Origin of the sequence: Streptomyces spiramyceticus (genome assembly GCF_028807635.1) — a bacterium.
GTDB lineage: Bacteria > Actinomycetota > Actinomycetes > Streptomycetales > Streptomycetaceae > Streptomyces > Streptomyces spiramyceticus.
The window spans coordinates 2,624,819-2,643,876 of the sequence record NZ_JARBAX010000001.1; the positions used below are offsets into that span (position 1 = coordinate 2,624,819).

At 66.2% G+C, this 19,058-nt stretch carries 12 protein-coding genes, 1 tRNA gene and 1 pseudogene; 3 read left to right on the forward strand and 11 right to left on the reverse strand.

Going from position 1 to position 19,058, the window contains the following annotated elements; translation table 11 throughout:
* Positions 1–109: 109 nt before the first annotated feature.
* From PXH83_RS32450 to PXH83_RS11755, 3 genes are all read right to left on the reverse strand, one after another.
* Entirely contained in the window at positions 110–388 is a 279-nt protein-coding gene (locus tag PXH83_RS32450) for a PH domain-containing protein (protein ID WP_420803218.1), read from the reverse strand.
* 179 nt (positions 389–567) lie between these two features.
* The gene (locus PXH83_RS11750) at positions 568–6,048 is read right to left on the reverse strand and encodes a DNRLRE domain-containing protein (protein ID WP_274559585.1); all 5,481 of its coding nucleotides are present in this window, start codon (positions 6,046–6,048) and stop codon (positions 568–570) included.
* Positions 6,048–6,728, reverse strand: coding sequence for a hypothetical protein (locus tag PXH83_RS11755; protein ID WP_274559586.1), 681 nt, complete (start codon positions 6,726–6,728; stop codon positions 6,048–6,050). Before PXH83_RS11755 ends, PXH83_RS11750 begins: the two co-directional genes overlap by 1 nt.
* 945 nt (positions 6,729–7,673) lie before the next feature.
* On the opposite strand from PXH83_RS11755, the gene PXH83_RS11760 reads away from it, so the two are divergent.
* Positions 7,674–8,555 (forward strand): transglutaminase-like domain-containing protein, encoded by an 882-nt coding sequence (locus PXH83_RS11760; protein WP_274559587.1) that lies wholly within the window; start codon positions 7,674–7,676, stop codon positions 8,553–8,555.
* Positions 8,556–8,730: 175 nt separating this feature from the next.
* Here PXH83_RS11760 and PXH83_RS11765 read toward each other — a convergent pair whose 3' ends face one another.
* The 6 genes from PXH83_RS11765 to PXH83_RS11790 form a co-directional block, all read right to left on the reverse strand.
* Positions 8,731–8,973 carry a hypothetical protein gene (locus PXH83_RS11765; protein WP_274559588.1) on the reverse strand — a complete coding sequence of 81 codons (243 nt, stop codon included), beginning with the start codon at positions 8,971–8,973 and terminating at the stop codon, positions 8,731–8,733.
* Positions 8,970–9,269, reverse strand: coding sequence for a PepSY domain-containing protein (locus PXH83_RS11770; RefSeq protein ID WP_274559589.1), 300 nt, complete (start codon positions 9,267–9,269; stop codon positions 8,970–8,972). The genes PXH83_RS11765 and PXH83_RS11770 overlap by 4 nt, the downstream gene beginning before the upstream one ends.
* A 9-nt stretch (positions 9,270–9,278) precedes the next feature.
* Positions 9,279–9,614: a hypothetical protein gene (locus PXH83_RS11775; RefSeq protein WP_274559590.1), complete on the reverse strand. Its 336-nt coding sequence runs from the start codon at positions 9,612–9,614 to the stop codon at positions 9,279–9,281.
* 317 nt (positions 9,615–9,931) lie between these two features.
* Positions 9,932–10,474, reverse strand: coding sequence for a hypothetical protein (locus PXH83_RS11780; RefSeq protein ID WP_274559591.1), 543 nt, complete (start codon positions 10,472–10,474; stop codon positions 9,932–9,934).
* Between the two features lie 22 nt (positions 10,475–10,496).
* On the reverse strand, positions 10,497–11,000 hold the full coding sequence (locus tag PXH83_RS11785) for a matrixin family metalloprotease (protein WP_274559593.1): 504 nt from the start codon (positions 10,998–11,000) through the stop codon (positions 10,497–10,499).
* A gap of 193 nt (positions 11,001–11,193) precedes the next feature.
* The gene (locus tag PXH83_RS11790) at positions 11,194–12,192 is read right to left on the reverse strand and encodes a sigma-70 family RNA polymerase sigma factor (RefSeq protein ID WP_420803151.1); all 999 of its coding nucleotides are present in this window, start codon (positions 12,190–12,192) and stop codon (positions 11,194–11,196) included.
* Positions 12,193–14,363: 2,171 nt separating this feature from the next.
* On the opposite strand from PXH83_RS11790, the gene PXH83_RS11795 reads away from it, so the two are divergent.
* Positions 14,364–15,065: a hypothetical protein gene (locus PXH83_RS11795; protein ID WP_274559597.1), complete on the forward strand. Its 702-nt coding sequence runs from the start codon at positions 14,364–14,366 to the stop codon at positions 15,063–15,065.
* 281 nt (positions 15,066–15,346) lie between these two features.
* Here the strand turns inward: PXH83_RS11795 and PXH83_RS11800 are convergent, their stop codons facing one another.
* A complete protein-coding gene (locus PXH83_RS11800; RefSeq protein WP_274559600.1) occupies positions 15,347–16,744 on the reverse strand; it encodes an FAD-binding oxidoreductase in 1,398 nt (465 codons plus the stop codon).
* A 284-nt stretch (positions 16,745–17,028) separates the two neighbouring features.
* Here PXH83_RS11800 and PXH83_RS11805 point away from each other — a divergent pair.
* Positions 17,029–17,097, forward strand: a tRNA-OTHER gene (locus PXH83_RS11805).
* 266 nt (positions 17,098–17,363) lie between these two features.
* Here the strand turns inward: PXH83_RS11805 and PXH83_RS11810 are convergent.
* Positions 17,364–18,873 (reverse strand): annotated as a pseudogene (locus tag PXH83_RS11810) (helix-turn-helix domain-containing protein).
* Between the last annotated feature and the right edge of the window lie 185 nt (positions 18,874–19,058).

Here is a 19,058-nt window from a genome sequence, read left to right on the forward strand (position 1 = left end):
AGTCTGAAAACTGGACCGGTTGATCATCTCGCCCTCTGGATAGTGGGACGTAACCGCCGTCCGCATCCGCCGGGCCGCATTCGATGAAAACGGCCCGGCGGCCTTAGCGTTACCTTTGGGCGGCACGCGCCGCCATTTGTTGAAGGTTATTCGCGACGGAGACCGCGAAGGAGTCCCGGTTGTGAGGGCCTCTCACGTAAGCCGTGGCGGACAGCGAAGAGCCATCTATTCGACTGACGATGATGCCTCCCTTTCGTGTGGCTCCGTACGACTTCGGTGGAGCAATCGAGGCAATCTCTCCCCAGGGGACTGTGTGGGTCCGAAAGATATTCCGGACGACTAGGTGATCTGGCGTCGCGACAATAGCCAGACGCGCTGCACGGAACATGAGTACGATCCCGATCAGCGCGGCCGTCGTACACACCGTGCGCTGCGTAACACTCGGCTCGCCACTGTCCGCGACAAAGATGCCGGATGCGGCGATCATGGTGTAGCAGAAAGACACTGAGACCGCGAGGAGATTCCATCCAGGGCGTCGAAATACTCGCCTGGCTGCGTTTTCCCGGTTCATGGGCACCTCTTTGAGATGTAGCAGGCAGTGGACGGCACGTTGTAGTACCCGTTGAACGCGTAGCCGCCCCAACGGGACCTCCAGGGGTACCTTCTGGTCAAGAAACCCACTTTAGCTCCGATGCCTACCGTGATCACATTGAAGGCAATTCCGCGCCTGCTGAAACGCTGCCTTCTCGGCTTCTGGTATTCGTTGATGAAGTACGACGCCACGGATGCCCCTGCGCAAACGTACCAGGCAAAGAAGCACGCCCCGATTGCTGCCACACTTGCGATACTTCCCCTGTTCCGCCAGCCCCACCCCGCTGCCCGCCTCAACCACGACTTCCTTTTCGTCCTGTGTTTGCCGTCGAGGTCGACTTGGTTGATGGGATCGCCCTGGACGTAGTCGTAGGCGTTGGCGTTGCCGCCGTGGATGGGGTCGATGGACAGGAATCGGCCCGTGGTGGCGTTGTAGAGCCGGACACCCATGAGGATCAGGCCGGTGGTGGGTGAGACGGGGCGTTGTTTGCCGCCGAGCCAGCCGTAGCGGGCGGGGGTGCTGCCCTGCCGTGGGTTGCCGTACTCGTCAAAGTCCAGGACCGTCGTGGGCTTGGTGGCATCCAAGGGGTGTTGGACGGCCACGTCGCCGTGGATGTTGGTCAGTTGTAGGACCGTGTCGCCGGTGTCGCTGGTGATGGCGGCGAGGTCGCCTTCGAGGGACTGAACGTTGCGGGTGATGGTGCGGGTGGCGCTGTTCTCCAGGGTCCAGTCGGGGCTGTCGCCATCCTTGCCGTAGTGGTTCGTCTTGCTGGCGGTCAGCGTCCACGTGCTGTCTGACTGCTGGGTCTCGGTGGTCCAGGAGGCCAGGCGGCCGACCGGGTCGAGATCCCAGGTGGTGCGCTTGCCGTCGGCTGTCTGCCGACGGACCAGATCGTTGACGAAGTAGCCGATCGCTACGCCGCCGGACTGCGCGGTGGTGCGGCCGAAGGCGTCGTAGGAGACGCCGGTGGCAATGAGCCGGTCGGCGCTGTCGTAGTCGTAGGACGTGGTGGTGGTGCCGGTGGACGTGCATGCCAGGCCAGGTCCGGCGGTGGAGGTGGCCAGGGCGGTGCGGTTGGTGTTCGGGTCGAAGGTGTAGCCGCGGCGGGTGCACACGTCGTCGGCGCTGTCGTCGACGCGGGTGAGCCGACCGGTGGTGTCGTAGGTGTACTCCTGCGTGGTGGTGGTGCCGGTGGTACCGGCGTGGGTGACGACTTGGCCGTGCACGGATTCGGCCACGGTGTCGGCGAGCAGGACGACGCCGTCGCTGTCGCGGGTGTAGGTCCGCTTGGTGGGGGCGCCGGTCTCGTCCTCGTCCACGGTCAGGGTGATGCCACCGGGAAGGGCCTGCCTGGTGACTGAGCCGTCGGTGTCGTAGGTGGCGGTGACAGTGCCGGCGACCGAGTCGGTCATCGACGTGGCCAGGCCGCGAGGCTCGGTGGTGGTGTCGTAGGTGTAGGTGGTGGTGGACGGGGCCGAGTCAGTGGCCTTGACCAGTCGGTTAAGGGCGTCGTACTCGGTGGTCGTGGTGTTGCCGGTGCCGTCGTTGTACGAGATCTGGCGGCCGAGCTTGTCGTAGCCGTAAGCGATGGTGGTGGTGCCTGCGACGACGGTGGCGACCTTGCCGGTGGTCTCGTCGTAGGTGGCGGTCGTGTTGGCTACTGCGGTGCCCTCGCCGCCGGTGATGGCGGTGGTGATCGGACGGCCTGCCGCGTCCGCGGTGATGGTGGTGGTGCGGGTGACTCCGTTCGCGGTCTCGATGGTCGTGGCGCTGCCGCCGAAGCGGTCGTACTCGGTCACTGTGGTAGGCAGCCCGCTCGGGTTGGTTCCGCCGCCGGTGATGGCACCGGCCGGACCGACAGAGCAGACCAGGTCCGCCCACTCCGGGCGTCCGGCGCAGGTTCCTGTGCCGGTGGCGGACCAGTGGGTGGTCACCCGGGCTCCGGCGTCCGTGCCGGTGGACTTCGGCTGGGTGGTCTTGATCACGCGGCCTTGGGTGTCGTACGCCGTGGTGTGCGTGATCGCCAGTCCTGCCGGGTCCTGGATGGTCCTGGTCGGCAGGCCCTTGGCCCAGTCGTACTCGGTCTTGGCGGTGCGCACGTCCGCGTCGGCCGGGTAGCCGTCGAGGTAGGCGCCCGTCTTGACCGTGGTGACCTTGTCGTGGACCGGCGAGTCAACTGGCCGACCTTCGTCGTAGGTACTGACCGTGTGGGAGCGCAGTGGCACCTCGCTGCCCGCGGGCAGCGCCTGCGCATCGCCGAAGGCAGCCACGTCCTCGGTGAGGGTGGCCAGATGCAGTGGACTGAACTCCTCCAACAGGCGGTGGCCGTCCGCGTTGTACACCGAGCGACTGGACAGCTGCCGGGCCCGGTCAGCGGTGGACTGGGCGTCGATGCCCAGACGGGTCAGCCGCTCCAGGCCCGCACCTGACGTGGCCAGGGCCAGCTTGCGGTTGCCCGCTTTCATCTCCCGGACCGTGTTGCCGAACTGGTCATACTCGTTCATGGAGATGTGCCCGCCCGGAGAGGCGGTGTTGACCTCACGGCCGGAGGCATTGGTGTAGGTGATCGACGCCCTCGTGTAGGCGCCGGCGGTCAGGTCGGCTCCGTTGTGCGAGGCCGGGACCGCATCTGAGGGGAAGACTGCGGTGGCGTCCGTCGGGACGTCGCTCTGCGCCCACGCGGCAACGTCCGCCTGCCCCATGGCGTGGGGGGCTTTCGTGCCACTCAAGGGAACGTCGTAGACCACCGAGGTGGCCGCCGTGCCGTTGGTCACCGTCGCCGAGCCTTGGGTCAGGGTCGGACGGGATGCCTTGAGCAGCATGCCCGCACCGGCGGTGGCCGCATTGCCGGCCTGGCCGTAGGTGAAGGTCCACGCCAGCTCACCCGGCGGGGTCAGCTCGACCACACGACCGGCCGTGTCGTACGCGTACGTGGTTTTGAGTGCCGGGGAGATCCGCGGGTCCCACACCTCGCGCAGACGGCCGGAGTCGTCGTAGGCGTAGGCGGCGATGGACACCGCAGTCGAGGTGGCCTCGCCCGGGGCGGTGGACCACAGACGGATCCGCTTAACCCGGCCCACGTAGTCACCAAACGACGTGGCAGTCGCCGTCGTCGAGAGCGGATAGAGGTACTCCAGCACCCGGCAGCCCTTGGTCGACGGATCCGTCTCACAGGTCGAGGCGGACACCGCCGAAGTGGGAGCGATGACCCACTTCGGCCGCGCCACCGTCTTGCCACCCACCGTGGTCGTCTGGGAGACCACCTTGGTGGTGGAGTTGCTCGTCAGCAGGTAGGTCGACGAGACGTTCCAGGTCGGCACCGCGGCATCGACCTTGGCGAAGGTGGTAGTGATCCCCTCGTGGACGTCCTTGACCGTGAACGATCCGGTCAGCGATCCCGTCAGCTCGTAGTCGTCTGCACCGGGCTCGGCTTTCCACCCGCCCCCAGTGGTCGCGGTGAAACCGGTCTCCTCACCGTCTACGTCGACCAGCACCACGGAGGTGTCCGAGGTCTTCTTGATATAGGACCAGTCGGACTCAGTGATCTCCGCGACCGTGCCGGAGGTCCACTGCGGTCCAAAGATCGGCGCCTGGCCCTCCTGCTTCGCCCCCGCGTCCGGGCGGCGGGACGATCCAGTACGCGTCACGCTCATGCCGAACGCGGAAGCGTCGTTGGCGGAGAGCGTGTAGTCACCGGTGAGCGTGTTCACGCTGCCGGGCCCTACCTCTTCGACCGGTGCTGTTCCGGCGTCACGGTCGACGGTGACGGTGACTGGCTGGGAGTAGCCGGTGGTGGTGCCGTCGGTGAAGGCAGCCCTCGTTTCGATGGGGCCGTCTTCGGCGAAGGTGCTGGTGATGTTCCAGACGAGTGCGGGCGGGGCGCCATTGGGTGCGGCCAGCGGCCAGGAGGTAACCGGCGAGCCGTCGGAGTTCTTGGTGACGTCGGCCAGCGGGACGCTCTGCCAGGTGTCGGTCTCACCACGGCGGTACTGGTAGGTCACCCCGGTGTAGGTGGTCTTGCCAGTCGAGGAGAGTGCCACGCGGCGTGCGGGGCGGTCTCCGTCACGCGGAGTGAGGATCGCGGCGCCGTCGGCGCCGACGCCGAACTTGTACTCGGTCGTGGTGGTGGAGAGGTTGCCGCCGGAGTCGATGGTCTTGGCGTACAGGGTGTGCCAGCCATCGGCCGGGTTGACCGTGACGGTGAGCGGGTCGCCGCCGCTGCCGTTGGTCGTGTCGTCGATCCGGTTCGGGGTGTTGGGGTCGTTCAGGCCCCAGTAGTAGCCCTGACCGTCGGTGGAGCTGGTGTCGAGGGTGCACTGCGCACCGTCGGTCGCCTTGGCCGTCCAGGTGTCCTTCGTATAGGGGGCGCACACGATGGATGGCGCGGCCGGCTTACCGGTATTCAGCACGAAGGTGGTGTAGCCGGTCCACGATCCGTACAGCGACCCGTCGTAGCCGCGGACCCGGTAGCGCAGGTGCGAGCCGACAGGGAAGGCACTGGCCGAGGGGATCGTCAGCGACGCGCTCGATCCAGAGGCCACGGCGGTGGTGGTGCCCGTGTAGGTGTAGGTCGTGTCGTTATATGCCGGATCCGGGGTGACCTCGAACTCGGCCTTGACCGTCCCAGCGTCCGCGTCGCTCACCTTGGCCGACAGTTGCGGGGTCAGCGAGGTGACGTACCGATTGCCGTTGTAGGCGTTCACCGCGCTCGGGGAGATCGCCTGCGAGGTGGGCTTGGCCGGGTAGGAGTTGTAGGTGACCGTCAGCGATGGCTCATAGTCCGGGTTGTGGGAACCGTCGACGTAATTCGCCGACCGATACCGCCGCCAGGTGTAGGTATCGGTCTCATCCACTGCCGCCAGGCGGACGCCGTAGTTGGGCTGGCCGTCTGCCCAGGCCTGCACGATCGCATCTGCGTCCCAGGAAACCAGCCCCGCCGGGCAGGTGGAGTTGTAGCCCTTGGCCGCGGTCGAGGTGATCGCACCCGTGGTGGTGGTCGCCGGCTGCGCCGACCAAGAGATCGCCGATGGATCCCAGTCCGCGGTGATCCGCCGCACCTGCACACCGGACCCGGTGGTGGAGCAGGTCGAGGAGTAGTACGAGTACAGGCGCAGATCGGTGTCGACGATCTTCTTGCCCGCGTACTTGGCCACGTCGAACTTCAGGAATGACCGGGCTTTTTGCACACCGTCGTAGGTGCCGGCCTTCAGCTCCGTCGAGCCGCGCTGGCTGGTCGGGTAGGCGTCGTACTGGATCCAGGTGTCCGTGGTCGGCCCGGCCAGGGTGTTGGTCGGGTCGACCACCACCGGGTAGGTGAGGTCCGGATCGGAAAGAAACGTTTCGCTCGGCTTGAGGACCAGCGTCTGCCCACCGTCTGCGGCCGTCTCGACCACCGTGCTGACGTTCGCCGTGTGCTTCGGCTCCTGGGACTTCGCATCTTCCGACGCATCCCACATCACGGGCGGCGGTGCGGCAGCGACCTGCTTGCCCTTGGAGTCCTGCCACTGCAGCCGCGTATCGGCCGTCTCGGAAGGGTCAGGCCCTTGGCCGTCACGGGCAGGCGGAACTCCACAGGTCCGCTTGGCCGTTCACGCAGCACCACCGAGTGGGAGAAACCTTCCGGCAGTGCGGAGACCACCACATCGCCGCTGGGGACCGCGTTCGGATAGGTGGCGGTGTTGCCTTTCAGGACTGGTTTCGGCAGAGCGCCATCCCACGTCACGCCAAAGGTCTTCTCGCCACGGGTGACCTGCGCCAGCGGTGCCGCACTGCCGCCAGCGGAGAAGGAGATCTCGGCAGCGGCTGCCTTCGGCACCACTCTGCCACCCGATTCGGACAGCGACACATCCACCGGCTGCCACTTGCGTGCAGAGTCCTTCACTCGGATCGGCCCGGTGAACGACTCCACCGTCACCGTCCCGTTCGGATTCGCCCAGCTGGTGGTGTCCGCCGTGCGAGCCCCCAGGATCTCGATCCGCCGATCCTGCAACCGCGCCATCAACATCGCCGACGCCTCATCGTCAGCCTGAGCCGGACCGAAACTCGTCGGCGTATCCGCAGCCGGTACCTGAGAGCTGAGTGCGACCGCCTGACCGGTGGTCGCAACCGTCACCCCAGCCTCGGCGGCAAGCAACATGCCAACACAGCGGCTATCCGCCGCACGTGACGTCCATGGAAAGTCGTACTGCCGCTGCCGCGTCCCTCAGGGACGCGCCCATCCTCGCCCGCAGAGGTGAGCAACCGTCTGCCCATTCTGGACTCCGTATCTCCCGATCACCCTGATCGGGTGAGGTGACCCGGAACGTATCCAGCGAGAAAAGAACAAATACGGTCACAGACGGCCTCATACGGGACGGGATGCACGTTCCGACGTCGATGTGACTCTCGTCACAGTTTCAAGGATATGGGAACCAAATCGATGCGCCTCCCATCAGCCGATGGAGCCAACTCCTATTGCTGGTAACCAGTTTGCCGTACCACGTGGACCCGTGCACTTGCGATCAGCCGCCGCGGGTCTTCGGGGCCGCGATCAAGGAACCCTCCCTGGAGGGAGGCGTCATGTTGACCGCCCCCGGGTGTGTCCACGGCAGGAACCCCTGCGCGGAATAGAGAACCCTGCCTACGAGAAGACGGGCAAGCGCCAGGAACTCCTTTTCGTACACACGATGACGGGCACTGGCGGGTCGCCCTTGGCGACGGCGATCCGGCGGCGGGCAACGTAAACAGCATCGACTGACCGATAGCCCCTCTCAGGCTCACAAAGACAGTGGCCTGCACACCCACTCAAGGGGTGTGCAGGCCACTGTTGCGTGATGAGAGTGCTGGGTGGAAGCCGGACCGTCCGCGCGGCCGGGGACCACTACCTCTCCGTGGTCGATCACGGACCGGGGCAGGCGTGATAGGGATCTTTGAAATTCGTTCTGGTCGCGATTGCGTGAAAGTCAAGATCATGGCAGAGGGAGGCTCCTTGTCTGTAGAAGAGCGAACGACGCTTGACCTCGACAATCCCAGGCAGTCCCCGGGAGACTGAGGGGGCTCGGCTCCGGAACCGTGCCGACCGCTTGTCGCCAGAGGGGGCCTAATGTCAGGGGTAGCCAGGGGCGTTCCGCGGGAGCTCGCTGCAGAGGAAGCCGATTTCTATCTGACTCACAGCGTCTTCAGCGGACCGGGCGATTCGAGCCGGCTCGGCCAGTTGCCCTCCGATCAGCGTGAGCTCGCCGCCGCCGTGCGAGGGCTGCTCATCCACCGAGACGAGGGTGACCGCTTCGGCTGCCAGATGCCGGAGGACAGGCGCAACGATGCTGAGGCGCGCTACGTCGCGGACATCCTGCAGATTCTCGACAGCCGTCGCGCCCTGGCGCTCACCGTTGCGCGCGGTCCGGCGGACCGCTTCGTTGGCAGCGGCAGGGACTTCGCACTGTTGCTGTGCGCCTTCCTGCGGCAGACGGGCACACCGTCACGGGTCCGATGTGGCTATGCCGCCTACCTCACACCGGGCTTCCATGAGGACCACTGGGTGACCGAGTACTGGGATTCGGGCTTCGGGTGGCGGCTGGCCGATGCGCAGCTGGCGTCTCCCGAGGCCATGACGGCGTACAAGATTTCCTTCGACCCGATGCGCGTACCGCGTGACGACTTCCATGTCGCGGGCGAGGCCTGGCAGGCCTGCCGGCTCGGGCTCGGGGCCCCGGAGACGTTCGGGGTGAGCGGCTCCGCCGGGTCGACGGGGACGAGGGTGGTGCGGGCCAGTGTGGTGCGCGACTTGGCTGCGCTGAACAAGGTCGAGGTGCTGCCATGGGACGGCTGGGGCCTCGCGGAGATCGTCGAGGAGGACCTTGGCGACGCCGATCGGGAACTGCTCGACGTCATCGCCCAGGTGGAATCCCGCGGAGGTCCTTATGCGGAGCTGCGCCGCTTCTACCTGGAGGAGCCAGGTTTGCGAGCACCTCTGCAACGGTCCTGATCGTTGATTTTCGGGGTTCTGGCCGCAGTTCCGCGAAGGTATGGCGTGAGGGCGCGGTAACCCTTGCTCGGAAACCTACTGAAGGGGCAAACCGCATCAGATGATGTCACCCCATGGACATCAAGGGCCCCAGCCTCCCAGCTGGGGCCCTTTGCGTTGGTTTGTGTCGCGGGTGTCACCAGGGTGCGACGACGAGCTCGTCCACGGTTCTGTCACGTCGGGTAACAGCGCAGTGGTAGCCGGGTGGATTGAGTCGCCATCCGAGCCCTTCGATGGATTCGCCTTCCGCCATATGTGCCTTGCGGATGCAACTTTCTGTTGCCCGCTCTGGGTTCAGCACGACCAAGGCCACGACCGCCAGTCCGAACAGCACGACAGCGCCCATCAGCACGGAAAAGGCGATTCGCCGGAATCTCATGTTGCCTCCATGCCGGTCACCTTCCCTGTGGTCGCGTCGACGGTGACCTTGACCAGGTCAGGCATCATCGGCTCGCCTGGGCGGTCGAAGGTGACCCGCCACCGTGGCCGGTCCCATGTGTTTTGCTCGGCGGAGACCACGGCAGTCCCGCTCCCGACCGCCGCCGTCGCAGCGGCGATGGCGTCCTCGCGGCTGACCGTGGCCTCCTCGGGAGAGCCGTCGGCCTGCGCTGCCGAGAAGTAGTGCGGCGACGCGAATGTAACCGATGGCCCTCGGCCGCTGTTGGATAGTGACAAGCCCGTGAGTCAGCGCGGGTGCTTGGTTGCCAGCCAGAGGCAGATGCTCGGCGGTATGGCGCCAGCCAGACCTGCGAGCAGCGCGGCCGTTGCTACCGACTCATTGATGGTAGGCAGCACTCCGCTCACCGTTCCCATGGTGGTCGGCACGGTGAGCTTGCAACCTTCTTCGGTCATGAGGGAGCCTCCGCCCTCGACACCCAATCCATAGCCGGCCTCCATGCACTCCTTGGTTCCGAGGACATCAGCCCCCAGCCAGAGCAGGCTGGCCAGGCCTGCGCACAGAAGCGCACCAGCCAACCCAATAAACAGGAGTCGGCGGGCCCGGTTGTCACCTCTGGCCATGCGGTTATCCTCCTGGAATCAGGACGTCAACGGTTGGCGGGGAGCGGTAGGTGCCGTCGGACTTGCATGTGGGGTCGAGACCGGGTTCCCAGCTGGCGCAACTCGGCACATGCCGGCCACGGTCCTTGTTCCCGAGGCGCACGTCACAGATTCACTGGCCGCGGCAAGCATGACTTACCAATGAAAACTGGTATAAGCAGGGCAGAGCGGTAGGCGCGCGTCCAAGCTCCTGGCCGCCGCGCTTCCATGCTTGGAGTTCTCAGCCACTGTTGGCCGCCAACCTTAGGCGTGCCCCGTGATCGGCGGCCAACAGCTCGTCATTCGCTGGGCGTTGGCTTGCGCTTCCAGACGTCCTCGGGACGGAGGGGATTGGCTATCGCCTCGCGGAAGGTTGTCGCGAGTTCGCTGCGTTCCGCCGCAGAGCCGATCTCGCGAGTCCCATGCACGTCCGCAACGGTCTGCCATTTGCCGTTGGGGTGAGTACGCGCAGCGAACAGGTACTCCTGCCCTGGCTGCAGGGGCTCGTCGCCCTCGACGGAGAAGCGGCTGCCGTCCGGGCGTTCGCCTGCCAGCTGGTTGACGATCACCTCGTCGCCGGTAGGCCCTTTCAGCCGCTGGCTGACCTTGACCCGATACTGCGTTTCGGGAACCTGGCCGAGGCTCTCGGTGCCGACCTTCTCTTCGACGACACCGATGAAGACCGAATCTGCTATTGCCGCGAGGGCACGCGGGTTGGCCACGTCCGTGACCTGATCGACCTCGGCCGTGGGGCTCTCCTGCTGCGCGCACCCCACTGCTGCGGGACCGAGGACAAGAGCGACGACGAGGCCGGTGATGGTGGACCGCAGGGGGTGACGCATGCCAAGAAGGGTTTTCATCTCATCAGCCCCAGAGGTCGTTGTAGTCGGCTTTGTCATGCGATTGCGGGGTGTTGACACCGGAGCAGGCCGAGCACTTGTTCATGAGCTGGCCTTCGTAGCTGTGCGCGAGCCCGAGCGCATGCCCCATTTCATGGGCGGCGGTGCCTTTGCGCATGAAGAGGTCATAGTTGTATTTGTTGAAGTTGCAGACGTTGAGGTACACCTCGTCCGCGAAGACAAGGTCGTAGTCGTACAGTCCCGCCCAGGTGACGTCGCAGCGGTCTGCGTCGTTCCACTCCAGGTCCTCGACGGTGAACAAGTCGTCCTTCGCGATGTTGATGTGACCGAGGGCATCCCACGTGCTGTGTGCGTGGGCGATCTCGGAGTCGTACCTGGTGTACTCCCACCAGCGAATCTCGCCGTTGTCCACGGCGCTGTAGCCCAGCTCGTGAGCCGATGCCGGCGGGGCTGTTACCAGCAGCGCCGACACGCCCATCCAAAAACATAGAAGTATGCGCTTCAGCACGGGCTTCCTTCCCTTGCTCGGTGGAACCGGAAGGCCACATGGTCTGGGCACCCCGCCTCCCCCTCCGATGAGCCGCCACGTGGCCGCGGCAGCGTGAGACTTCATCTGCTTCTACGGGGAGGAGGAGCGCGTGCGTCGCGCGGGATGAAGATTTTTTGGGCTGTGTGAGAAGTGCGCGGATCTCAGTGCGGCGTCACTGGAGCGGCGGCGTGGGAGGTACGTCTGCCGACACAGAAGAGACGGCGTCCACGCGGAGCCGCTCCTGCGGCGTGGCAGGTGTGTCACGCGCGAGCAAGGCTGACGCCTCGGGCAGCGTGGGCAGAGTAGACGGAGCGGCCAGGAGGGTGGGGAGAAGGGTTGGCTGCGGAGCGGCCGGTAGCGTGGGGAGGGTCGGCTGCGGCATCGCGGGATGAGTCGGCTGCGGGGCCTTCGGAAGCGTAGGGACAGAAGAGGTATCCGACCGGTTCACCGGAACCAAGGTCGGCGCGCTGGACCGCTCCGGGCCGGCACCCGTCAGCGCAACACCTCCTCCACCATGGTCCGTGAGCGGCATGGGCGGGCTGTGCTCTGCGGAGCTGCCCGTGAAGGGAGCGTTCGCACCAGCTCGAACAGGTGCTTCGTAGGGGCGGACGCCGGGCGTCCCCGGCGCCTTGGCCTGGACCAGCGTGGACAGGCCGAGAACCGCAACCGCCAGTATTGCTGCTGCCGACGCCACGGTTGCTGTCTGCCCGCCGCCAACCACCGTCCACGGGCGGCTGCGCCACGCCCAGATGCCGGTGGCCAGCGTCCCCGCCAGCACGGTATGCAGCGTCTTTCGCGCCCTGGCCAGCAGTGACCGGGCCGCCTGATAACTGAGTCCTGTCTGCTGCGCGATATCCGCAACGGCCAAGCCCTGCGCCCTGAGGCTCAGCACCTCCTGCTGGCGTTCCGGAAGGTCTGCGCTCCGGTTGGCGAGCCACTCCGCCTCTGCGCGGTCGCACACCGCTTCCTCAACGCGGGGCAGGCTAGAGGCGCCGAGGACCGCACGGGTGTACACCTCGGCCTCCCGAGTGACTTGTCGCAATCGGTCGACGCACAGCCGTACCGTCACCGTCGTCAGCCACGCGCCAAGCCGCTCGTTGTCCACGTTGGCGCGCTCCGCCGCCCGAACCATCGCTTCATGCACAGCGTCCTCGGCGTCTTCCGCACTCATGGACCGCCGCCGGGCAACCTTCAGCAAGTGTTCTCGATGCCCCCACACCCGCTGCCACCGCTCGGACGGAGCCCCGTCCCACGCAACAGCGCGCGCAGCATCGCCGTCTGTACCCACAGGATGCCCCTCGCACTCGCACGATCAAAGCTGGCCACCCCACAGAGAAGGCCAGCTCAGTGCAGTGTCGCGCGCAGAATATAGCCCGACGAGGCCGGAACTGGTAGCTCCCGTCATGCCCTGTGGTCGCCGGATACATACAGGAGGCGTACTGCTGTTCCGCCTTCATCGCAACGACGCCGACGGAACTAGCGAATGGATGGAGGTTGACTCTGTTGGGGGCGGCGACGGCGGGGAGCGGTTCTCCTTCGCAACATCCGGGCAGGTCGCATGCGAAAGCCCACCAGCGGCCTGCGACGAGGCTGATGTCCTGCTGGGCGACGCCGCGGTGTTCGGTGAGCGCATCGATGAGCCAGCCGGACAGGGCTCGGGGGAGTCCGGCGGTCTCCTCGGCAGTCTGGCCGGGGCAGGTCATGCTTCAAAGGGCAGAGTGTGCTGGCGAGTTCGCTTGTTCGCCGTAGCGGCGGGCCTCACGCAGCGTTTTATCCAGTGCAGATGAGGACCTCAGCCGAGAGGGTGGATTCAGTTGATGGCTCCCAGGTGGATGGGTCTTGTGGGTACGGATGGAGCCATGCACTTCCGCCATTTCTCGCCCACGGCCCTGTGCGGAGATCGGTTACGTCAGCTGGTGGCGCATGAGGCCCTGTTGCAGGGTGTTGTAGAGCCGGACGCCCATAAGGATGGGCTGGTGGCGGGCGAAACGGGGCGTTGCTTTCCGCCGAGCCAGCCGTAGCGTGCGGGGGTGCTGCCCTCACGCGGGTTGCCGTATTCGTCGAAGTCCAGGACCGTTGTGCGCTTGGTGATGTCCAGGGGGTGCTGGACGGCCACGTCGCCGTGATTGTTCGTCAGCTGGAGGACCGTGTCGCCGGTCTCGCCGGTGGTGACGGCGAGGTCGCCTTCGAAGGACTGGACGTTGCGGGTGATGGTGCGGGTGTCGCTGTTCTCCAGAGTCCAGTCCGGGGCTGTCGCCGTCCATGCCGTAGTGGTTGGTCTTGCCGGCGGTCAGCGTCAGCCTTGCCGCCGGAGGCAAACTCGTCGGCGTCAGCCACTCGGCCGTCAGCAACTGGGGAAGCGCCACGCGAACTTCCCAGGATCGCGCTGCTGACGGGCGTCGGTGACAGGCGCGTGAAGTACGTCCCCCGCTCCGAGACCTCGGCTTCGCCCGAAAGCACCTGAGCAAGAAGCGCGGCCCGAACCGTCCACCCGCCCCGCGCCGCCCAGCGGCAACGCTCCGGGCCGAGGAGATCACGCACGCCCAGCGCCAGATCGATCGCCTCACGGAACTCGAGGCGCGACAGGCCGCAACGCTCGCCAACACACACACCAAGCCTTGAAGAACCACAGGGCGCGACTCCAACGCGCTTGGCAGCGCCTGGCCGCAGAAGTCGCCGCCGTACGGCAACTGGAGGAGCCTGGAGGCAATCCAGGCGGAGCAGTTCCGGTTCCGAACGGCGCAAGGACGAGCTAGCCTGTAGTCAGGCGGCTGACCTGCGAAAATGGCCACTGGCTCAACTCCCGGGCCATGAGAGCGAGCCTGTTACTCCTCCAAAGCATCTGCGGTGCTCAACGGAACCCGACTGGGCGACCGAGCTGCGCAGACGCTTCTGCCGAATCTCGAAGACCGTTCCCAAGGCCTCAGTTGGGAACCTGATGGGAACAGCAGGACAAAGAAAGCCCGCGAAGGATCGTGAAAGATCATTCCCCCGTCTTCCCTCACCAGGCCGCTGACCTGCGAAAACAGCGAAACATCAAGCCGGACAAGGACAGACGAGTAACCTTACGATCATGCTCCTAAAGCGGGTGTCGCAGGTTCGAATCCTGCCGGGGGCACAACGCGTGAGCGCTCTGACCTGGGACTTCTCCCCCAGGCAGGCGTTCTGTTCGGCCCCGGACCTCTCGTCCGGGGCCGTTTGCGTGAGCGGTCGGGATCCGGGATCGGCGGGGCGGGGGCGTTCCGCTGTTCGGTCCAGTCCAGATGTCGGAGCCCTGGCACGAACCTAGCGTTGGCCAGCAGAGGCGAGCCCTTCGTCCAGGACGTGAGCGGGGTGTCGAGTATGGGCGGCGAACAAGAACCTGCCACGACGCCGGAGGAGGTCCAGGCCAAGATCGGACGGCGCCTGGACGAAGTCGCCAAGATCCTCGCCGGCGCTCTCGTCGCTGTCGCTGGAGTCATGACCGCTCTTGGGCTCAGCAGCGAGCTTGTGTTCGTGGCACTCAACAACGAGTCGTGGCCCATCTCTGTTGCCTCGCTCTGCGCCGTCCTCGCCATCGTGTGCAGCATCGTCGCGCTGCTCATTCACCCCACACGACGAGGAAACGTCTGGGAGACCGTCGTGCTCATTCTCGGGGTCATCTTCTACATGACGGCTCTGACCGTGGCGATTATCGGCGCCGCCAAGGCTGCCGGCGGGAACGGGCGACCGACCATCACCAACATCAAACTCGACGGCCGTCAATCCGATCTGAAGCTGCGTTTCGATGTCCATGCGGACGGCGTCAAGACGTGGCGGACCATCGAGGTGTCCGTGACCTACCTGAAGGCTGACATGAAGCCGGTCGTCAAACACGGCGACCTCTACTGGAGCACGCTCAGGCCCGACGACGAGGGCGTGGTCAAGCAGCGGATCGACATGACGATCTCGCCTCCTGCACAGACGACGGGCCTCAGCATCTTCGCCGGCCCCGGCAGAGGAGACGATGCATGTGACATGCGCGCCCAGCGTGGTCCGACCTGCACAACGCTCCTCCTTCCATAAGCAGGCACGGGCCACGGCCAGCGCCACCAGGATCAGTACTCCTGCCGGCACGACTCGTCCGAGCCACATGCGATTGACAGAGCGTCAGCACCCTCTCCATGGCACGGATCCCCCTGACCTGCGCTTCACCGGGCAGGCCTCTCGTGGTGCCGTGCCCTGCGAGAGCGCACTATCGCTCGCCCACCGGAAGACCGGGGCCCCGGACGTCACTCTCGATGCTCTCCGCCATGCGGTCGCCCGACGAACTCGTTATCCAAGCAGCCGGTGCCGGATGGCGCTGTTCACCCACCAGGTGGGATGTTCGCGTTCAGCCGGAAGAAGTTGGCGGGGTCGTGCTCGTTTTTGAGCGCCACCAGCCGTTCGTAGTTGTCGCCGTAGGCGGCCCGTACCCGGTCCTCGCCTTCCTCCCCCAGGTTGTTCACATACTCGGCTCCGACTGAGAAGCGGCTCATCATGTCCCACCACTGCCGTGCCCATTGCTTGTGCACTTCCAGTTCCCGAGGATCCGTCCATACCGACGCGGCGAAGTTGTCGTATTGCGCGTTCCGGTGGCGGAAGGCCGTTTCGGATGGCGAGACTCGGCTGACGGCGCCGCCGTACTGCTGGAAGACGATGAGGGACCGGGGAGAGGGAGCGCCGGCGAAGTGGTCCACGGTGGCATCGATCGCGTCGTCTGCAATCTCCTCCAGGAAGTGGGACTTCCAGTAGTAGTGGAGACCGATGGGGAAGAAAGGGTCGCCAGCGGCTTGCAGTTGCGTGTACGCAACGGGCCCCACCTGGTCGGCAAGCGGCGGCCCGAAGCGCCGGAGCGGCTCCAGAACGCGCTCCCCCCGCTCCATCGATCCGGCGTGGAAGACGGAGATGGCGAGTACTGGGTCACCGTCGGGCGAGGTGAGGAAGAAAGCGTCGGCGGTCAGCTCGTCCGGGGCCGAGCGTGAGAACTCGTAGTAGAACCTGAGGGCTTCCCTCGCCCGATCCAAGGGATGGACGACGACGCCTCCGAGCACTTCTGGACCCACGGGGTGGAGCTGAAACTCAAGGGAGGTCGCGACCCCGAAATTCGCGCCGGCGCCCCGCATGCCCCAGAAGAGGTCGGAGTTCTCCGTGGCGCTGGTACTCAGTACGTGAGCATCGGCGGTGACGACTTCGGCGGCCAGCAGGTTGTCGCAAGCTAGACCGTACTTCCGGGCGAGCCGGCCAACGCCGCCACCGAGCGTGAGGCCGGCGACGCCGGTATGGGTGACGACGCCCGTCGTCGTGGCCAGGCCCGACAGTTGTGTGGCGCCATCCAGTTCGCCGAGTGTGGCACCGCCTTCGACCCGGGCCGCTCTGTGGAGAGGATCGACTGCGACGCCGCGCATCCGTGAGAGATCGATCATCAGGCCGCCGACACACACCGCTTTGCCCGCGATGTTGTGGCCGCCGCCACGCACGGAGACGAGCAGATCGTGCTCACGCGCGAAGGCCACAGCCGCTGCGACGTCGGCGGTTCCGGCGCAGCGGGCAATCAGCGCAGGCCGGTGGTCGATCATGCCGTTCCAGACTCTTCGGGTCTGGTCGTAGGTGCCATCACCGGGCCGGAGCAGTTCTCCACGCAGGCTCTCCGCCAGTCCTCGAGCAGCCGAGTCCTTGAGCATGATCCGGCCGCCCGTCCTCGTACTCACCTCGAGCGGAACCATGACGCCCCTTCTTGGATCTTGCGGGAGCGCAGCGATACGCACGCAGAACCTCTCGCACCAGGACCAGCTGACCAGCCCGCGAGCGCCGACGCAGCTCGGACTCGCCCTAACAGGTGAACGAAACCCGAGGAGCCGCCGGTTGACCTGGACGGCCCCCACACGGCCGCCGAATGCGTGAGCGGCGCGTGAGCGGACGGCGTAACAGGAGCCGTCCTGAGCCGGATAGCTAAGCATGCCGCGTGGCGCTGATCAGGCAGAACAGCACCACGCGGCATGCTCCAGCAGTCCCCGTCAGGGATTCGATCCCACTCCTAAAGCGGGTGTCGCAGGTTCGAATCCTGCCGGGGGCACCACCTCAAAGGGCCCCACCTACCAATTTTCGTAGGTGGGGCCCCTTTGACATCCACGTCTGACATCACGGCGGCGGCAACAACTCGGCCAGCCCGGCCGCTCCCTGCGGCGTATCCAGCGCAGCAGGTATGAGCAGCCCGGTAACGCAGCACGTGGGCAGGTCGACAGGCCAGCCATGCCCAAGAGAGGCTCTAAAACTGACGGAGCAGCGTGTCGAGTCTCAGTTGATGATTGACGGGTTGGCGTCGGGTGATGCTTGACGTCTGCCCTAGACGATCTTCCGGCGGTTGTGTTCGCCGGAGTTGCGGACGACCACCTCCTTCCTGGTGACGCGCGGGACGGTGGTGATCAGTTCTTGGCGGTGGAAGACGCGGATAGTGTCCTCGCTCAGGTGGGCGGTGACGACCTGGTGGGCATAGCCGCGGCCGAGCTGGATGCGCTGTCCGGCGACCATGAAGCCGCCGACGTTGCTGACGGTCCGCTCGGCGATCTGCTCGGCGGGCGGTGGCAGCTGCGGCGGTGGGCCGGCCGGCCGGCCGCCTTGCAGGCGTCCGCAGGCGGAAGGCGGCAGCGGGCTGGGCAGGGTGGCCTGCAGGACACGCTGCTCGTTCAGGACCTGCAGGACTTTGCCGTCGAGGCGGAGGGTGACCCGCTGTCCGGCGAACGGCCAGCCGATCAGGACCTTGTCGCCGCCCAGGCCGAGTAGCCGACCGCGTTGACGGTCCGGTCCACCTCCACCACGCCGCCAGCGGTCCGCGCTGGGCCGGGGTCGTCCACCCAAGGTCGCGCAGGACGGGCGCCTCCGCCCGCCAGCAGGGCTTTGGGGTCCCAGCCGGACAGCTTGGAGGGCAGGGTCTTGTGCCGTGCGCCACCGATGAGCACATGCAGCCGGTTCACGGCGATCCGCAGCATCACCGTGGTGCCGGCCAGGGCCGGACCGAACCAGATCTGCTGCCCGCGCAGGCTCAGATTCCCCCGACGCCGGCACCACCCGCTCCACCTCGATCGCACCGACCTCACCCTCGGCCATCGGCCAGGCCCGTGCCACCGGCTCTGGTTCAGGCTCCAGTTTTGCGGGCGCCGGGGCGGGGACCGGGTCGAGGCGGGCGGGCAGGAAGGCGAACATCGTCTCCCCGGGCTTGCCCGGCGAGAACCGGGCGGTGAACTGCTTGCCGTTGTCGGTCAGCACCTCTTCGGGCACTCCGAACCGCTCCAGCGCTTGACCGAAGGCCAGACACACCGCGCGGGAGGTGGCCCGCTCCACGACCCTCGCGATCACCACACCGTGAGTGGTCGTCGATCCCGGTGACCACCTTGCACTCACTTCCATTGGCCAGCAGGATGCCGCCGACGATGTCCATCTGCCACAGCTCCATCGCCGCCGACCGCTCCCACCTGCGGTAATCCGACCGGCGCCGCCTGCGGACCCCGGGCTCGACCAGGCCGTTGCGGACCAGAACCCGATAGACCGTCGCCCTGGAGGGCACTGGTGTGATGCCTCTGCGTTCCAGCTCGTGCACCAGTCTGCGCGGACCCCAGCCGGGATGCCGGCGCCGCAGCTCACACACCACCGCCTCCACCTCCGCCGCGATCCGGTGCGGGCACGAGGCCGGCCGATGCGACCGGTCCGCCAGCCCCGGCAGACCCGACTGCTCGTACTTGCGCACCCACGAGTGCACCGACTGCCTCGACACCCCATACCGGGCCGCGACTTGAGTGACCGGAACCCCCGCGGCGACCTCCATCACCGCGTGATACCGCTGCTCGACCACGCTCAACTCCACCAGCACGGCCCCGACCCTCCCCGCGCACGCCAATCGGACGTGCACAGCCAAGCCGAGGCAAGCGGTGTCAAGCATCAGGTGAAGCCACAACGTCAAGCATCAATCGAGACAAGACACCCTCGTACGGATCATCGACATCGGTCACTACGACCCGCCAGCCGACGTCGGGTGGTTGCCTA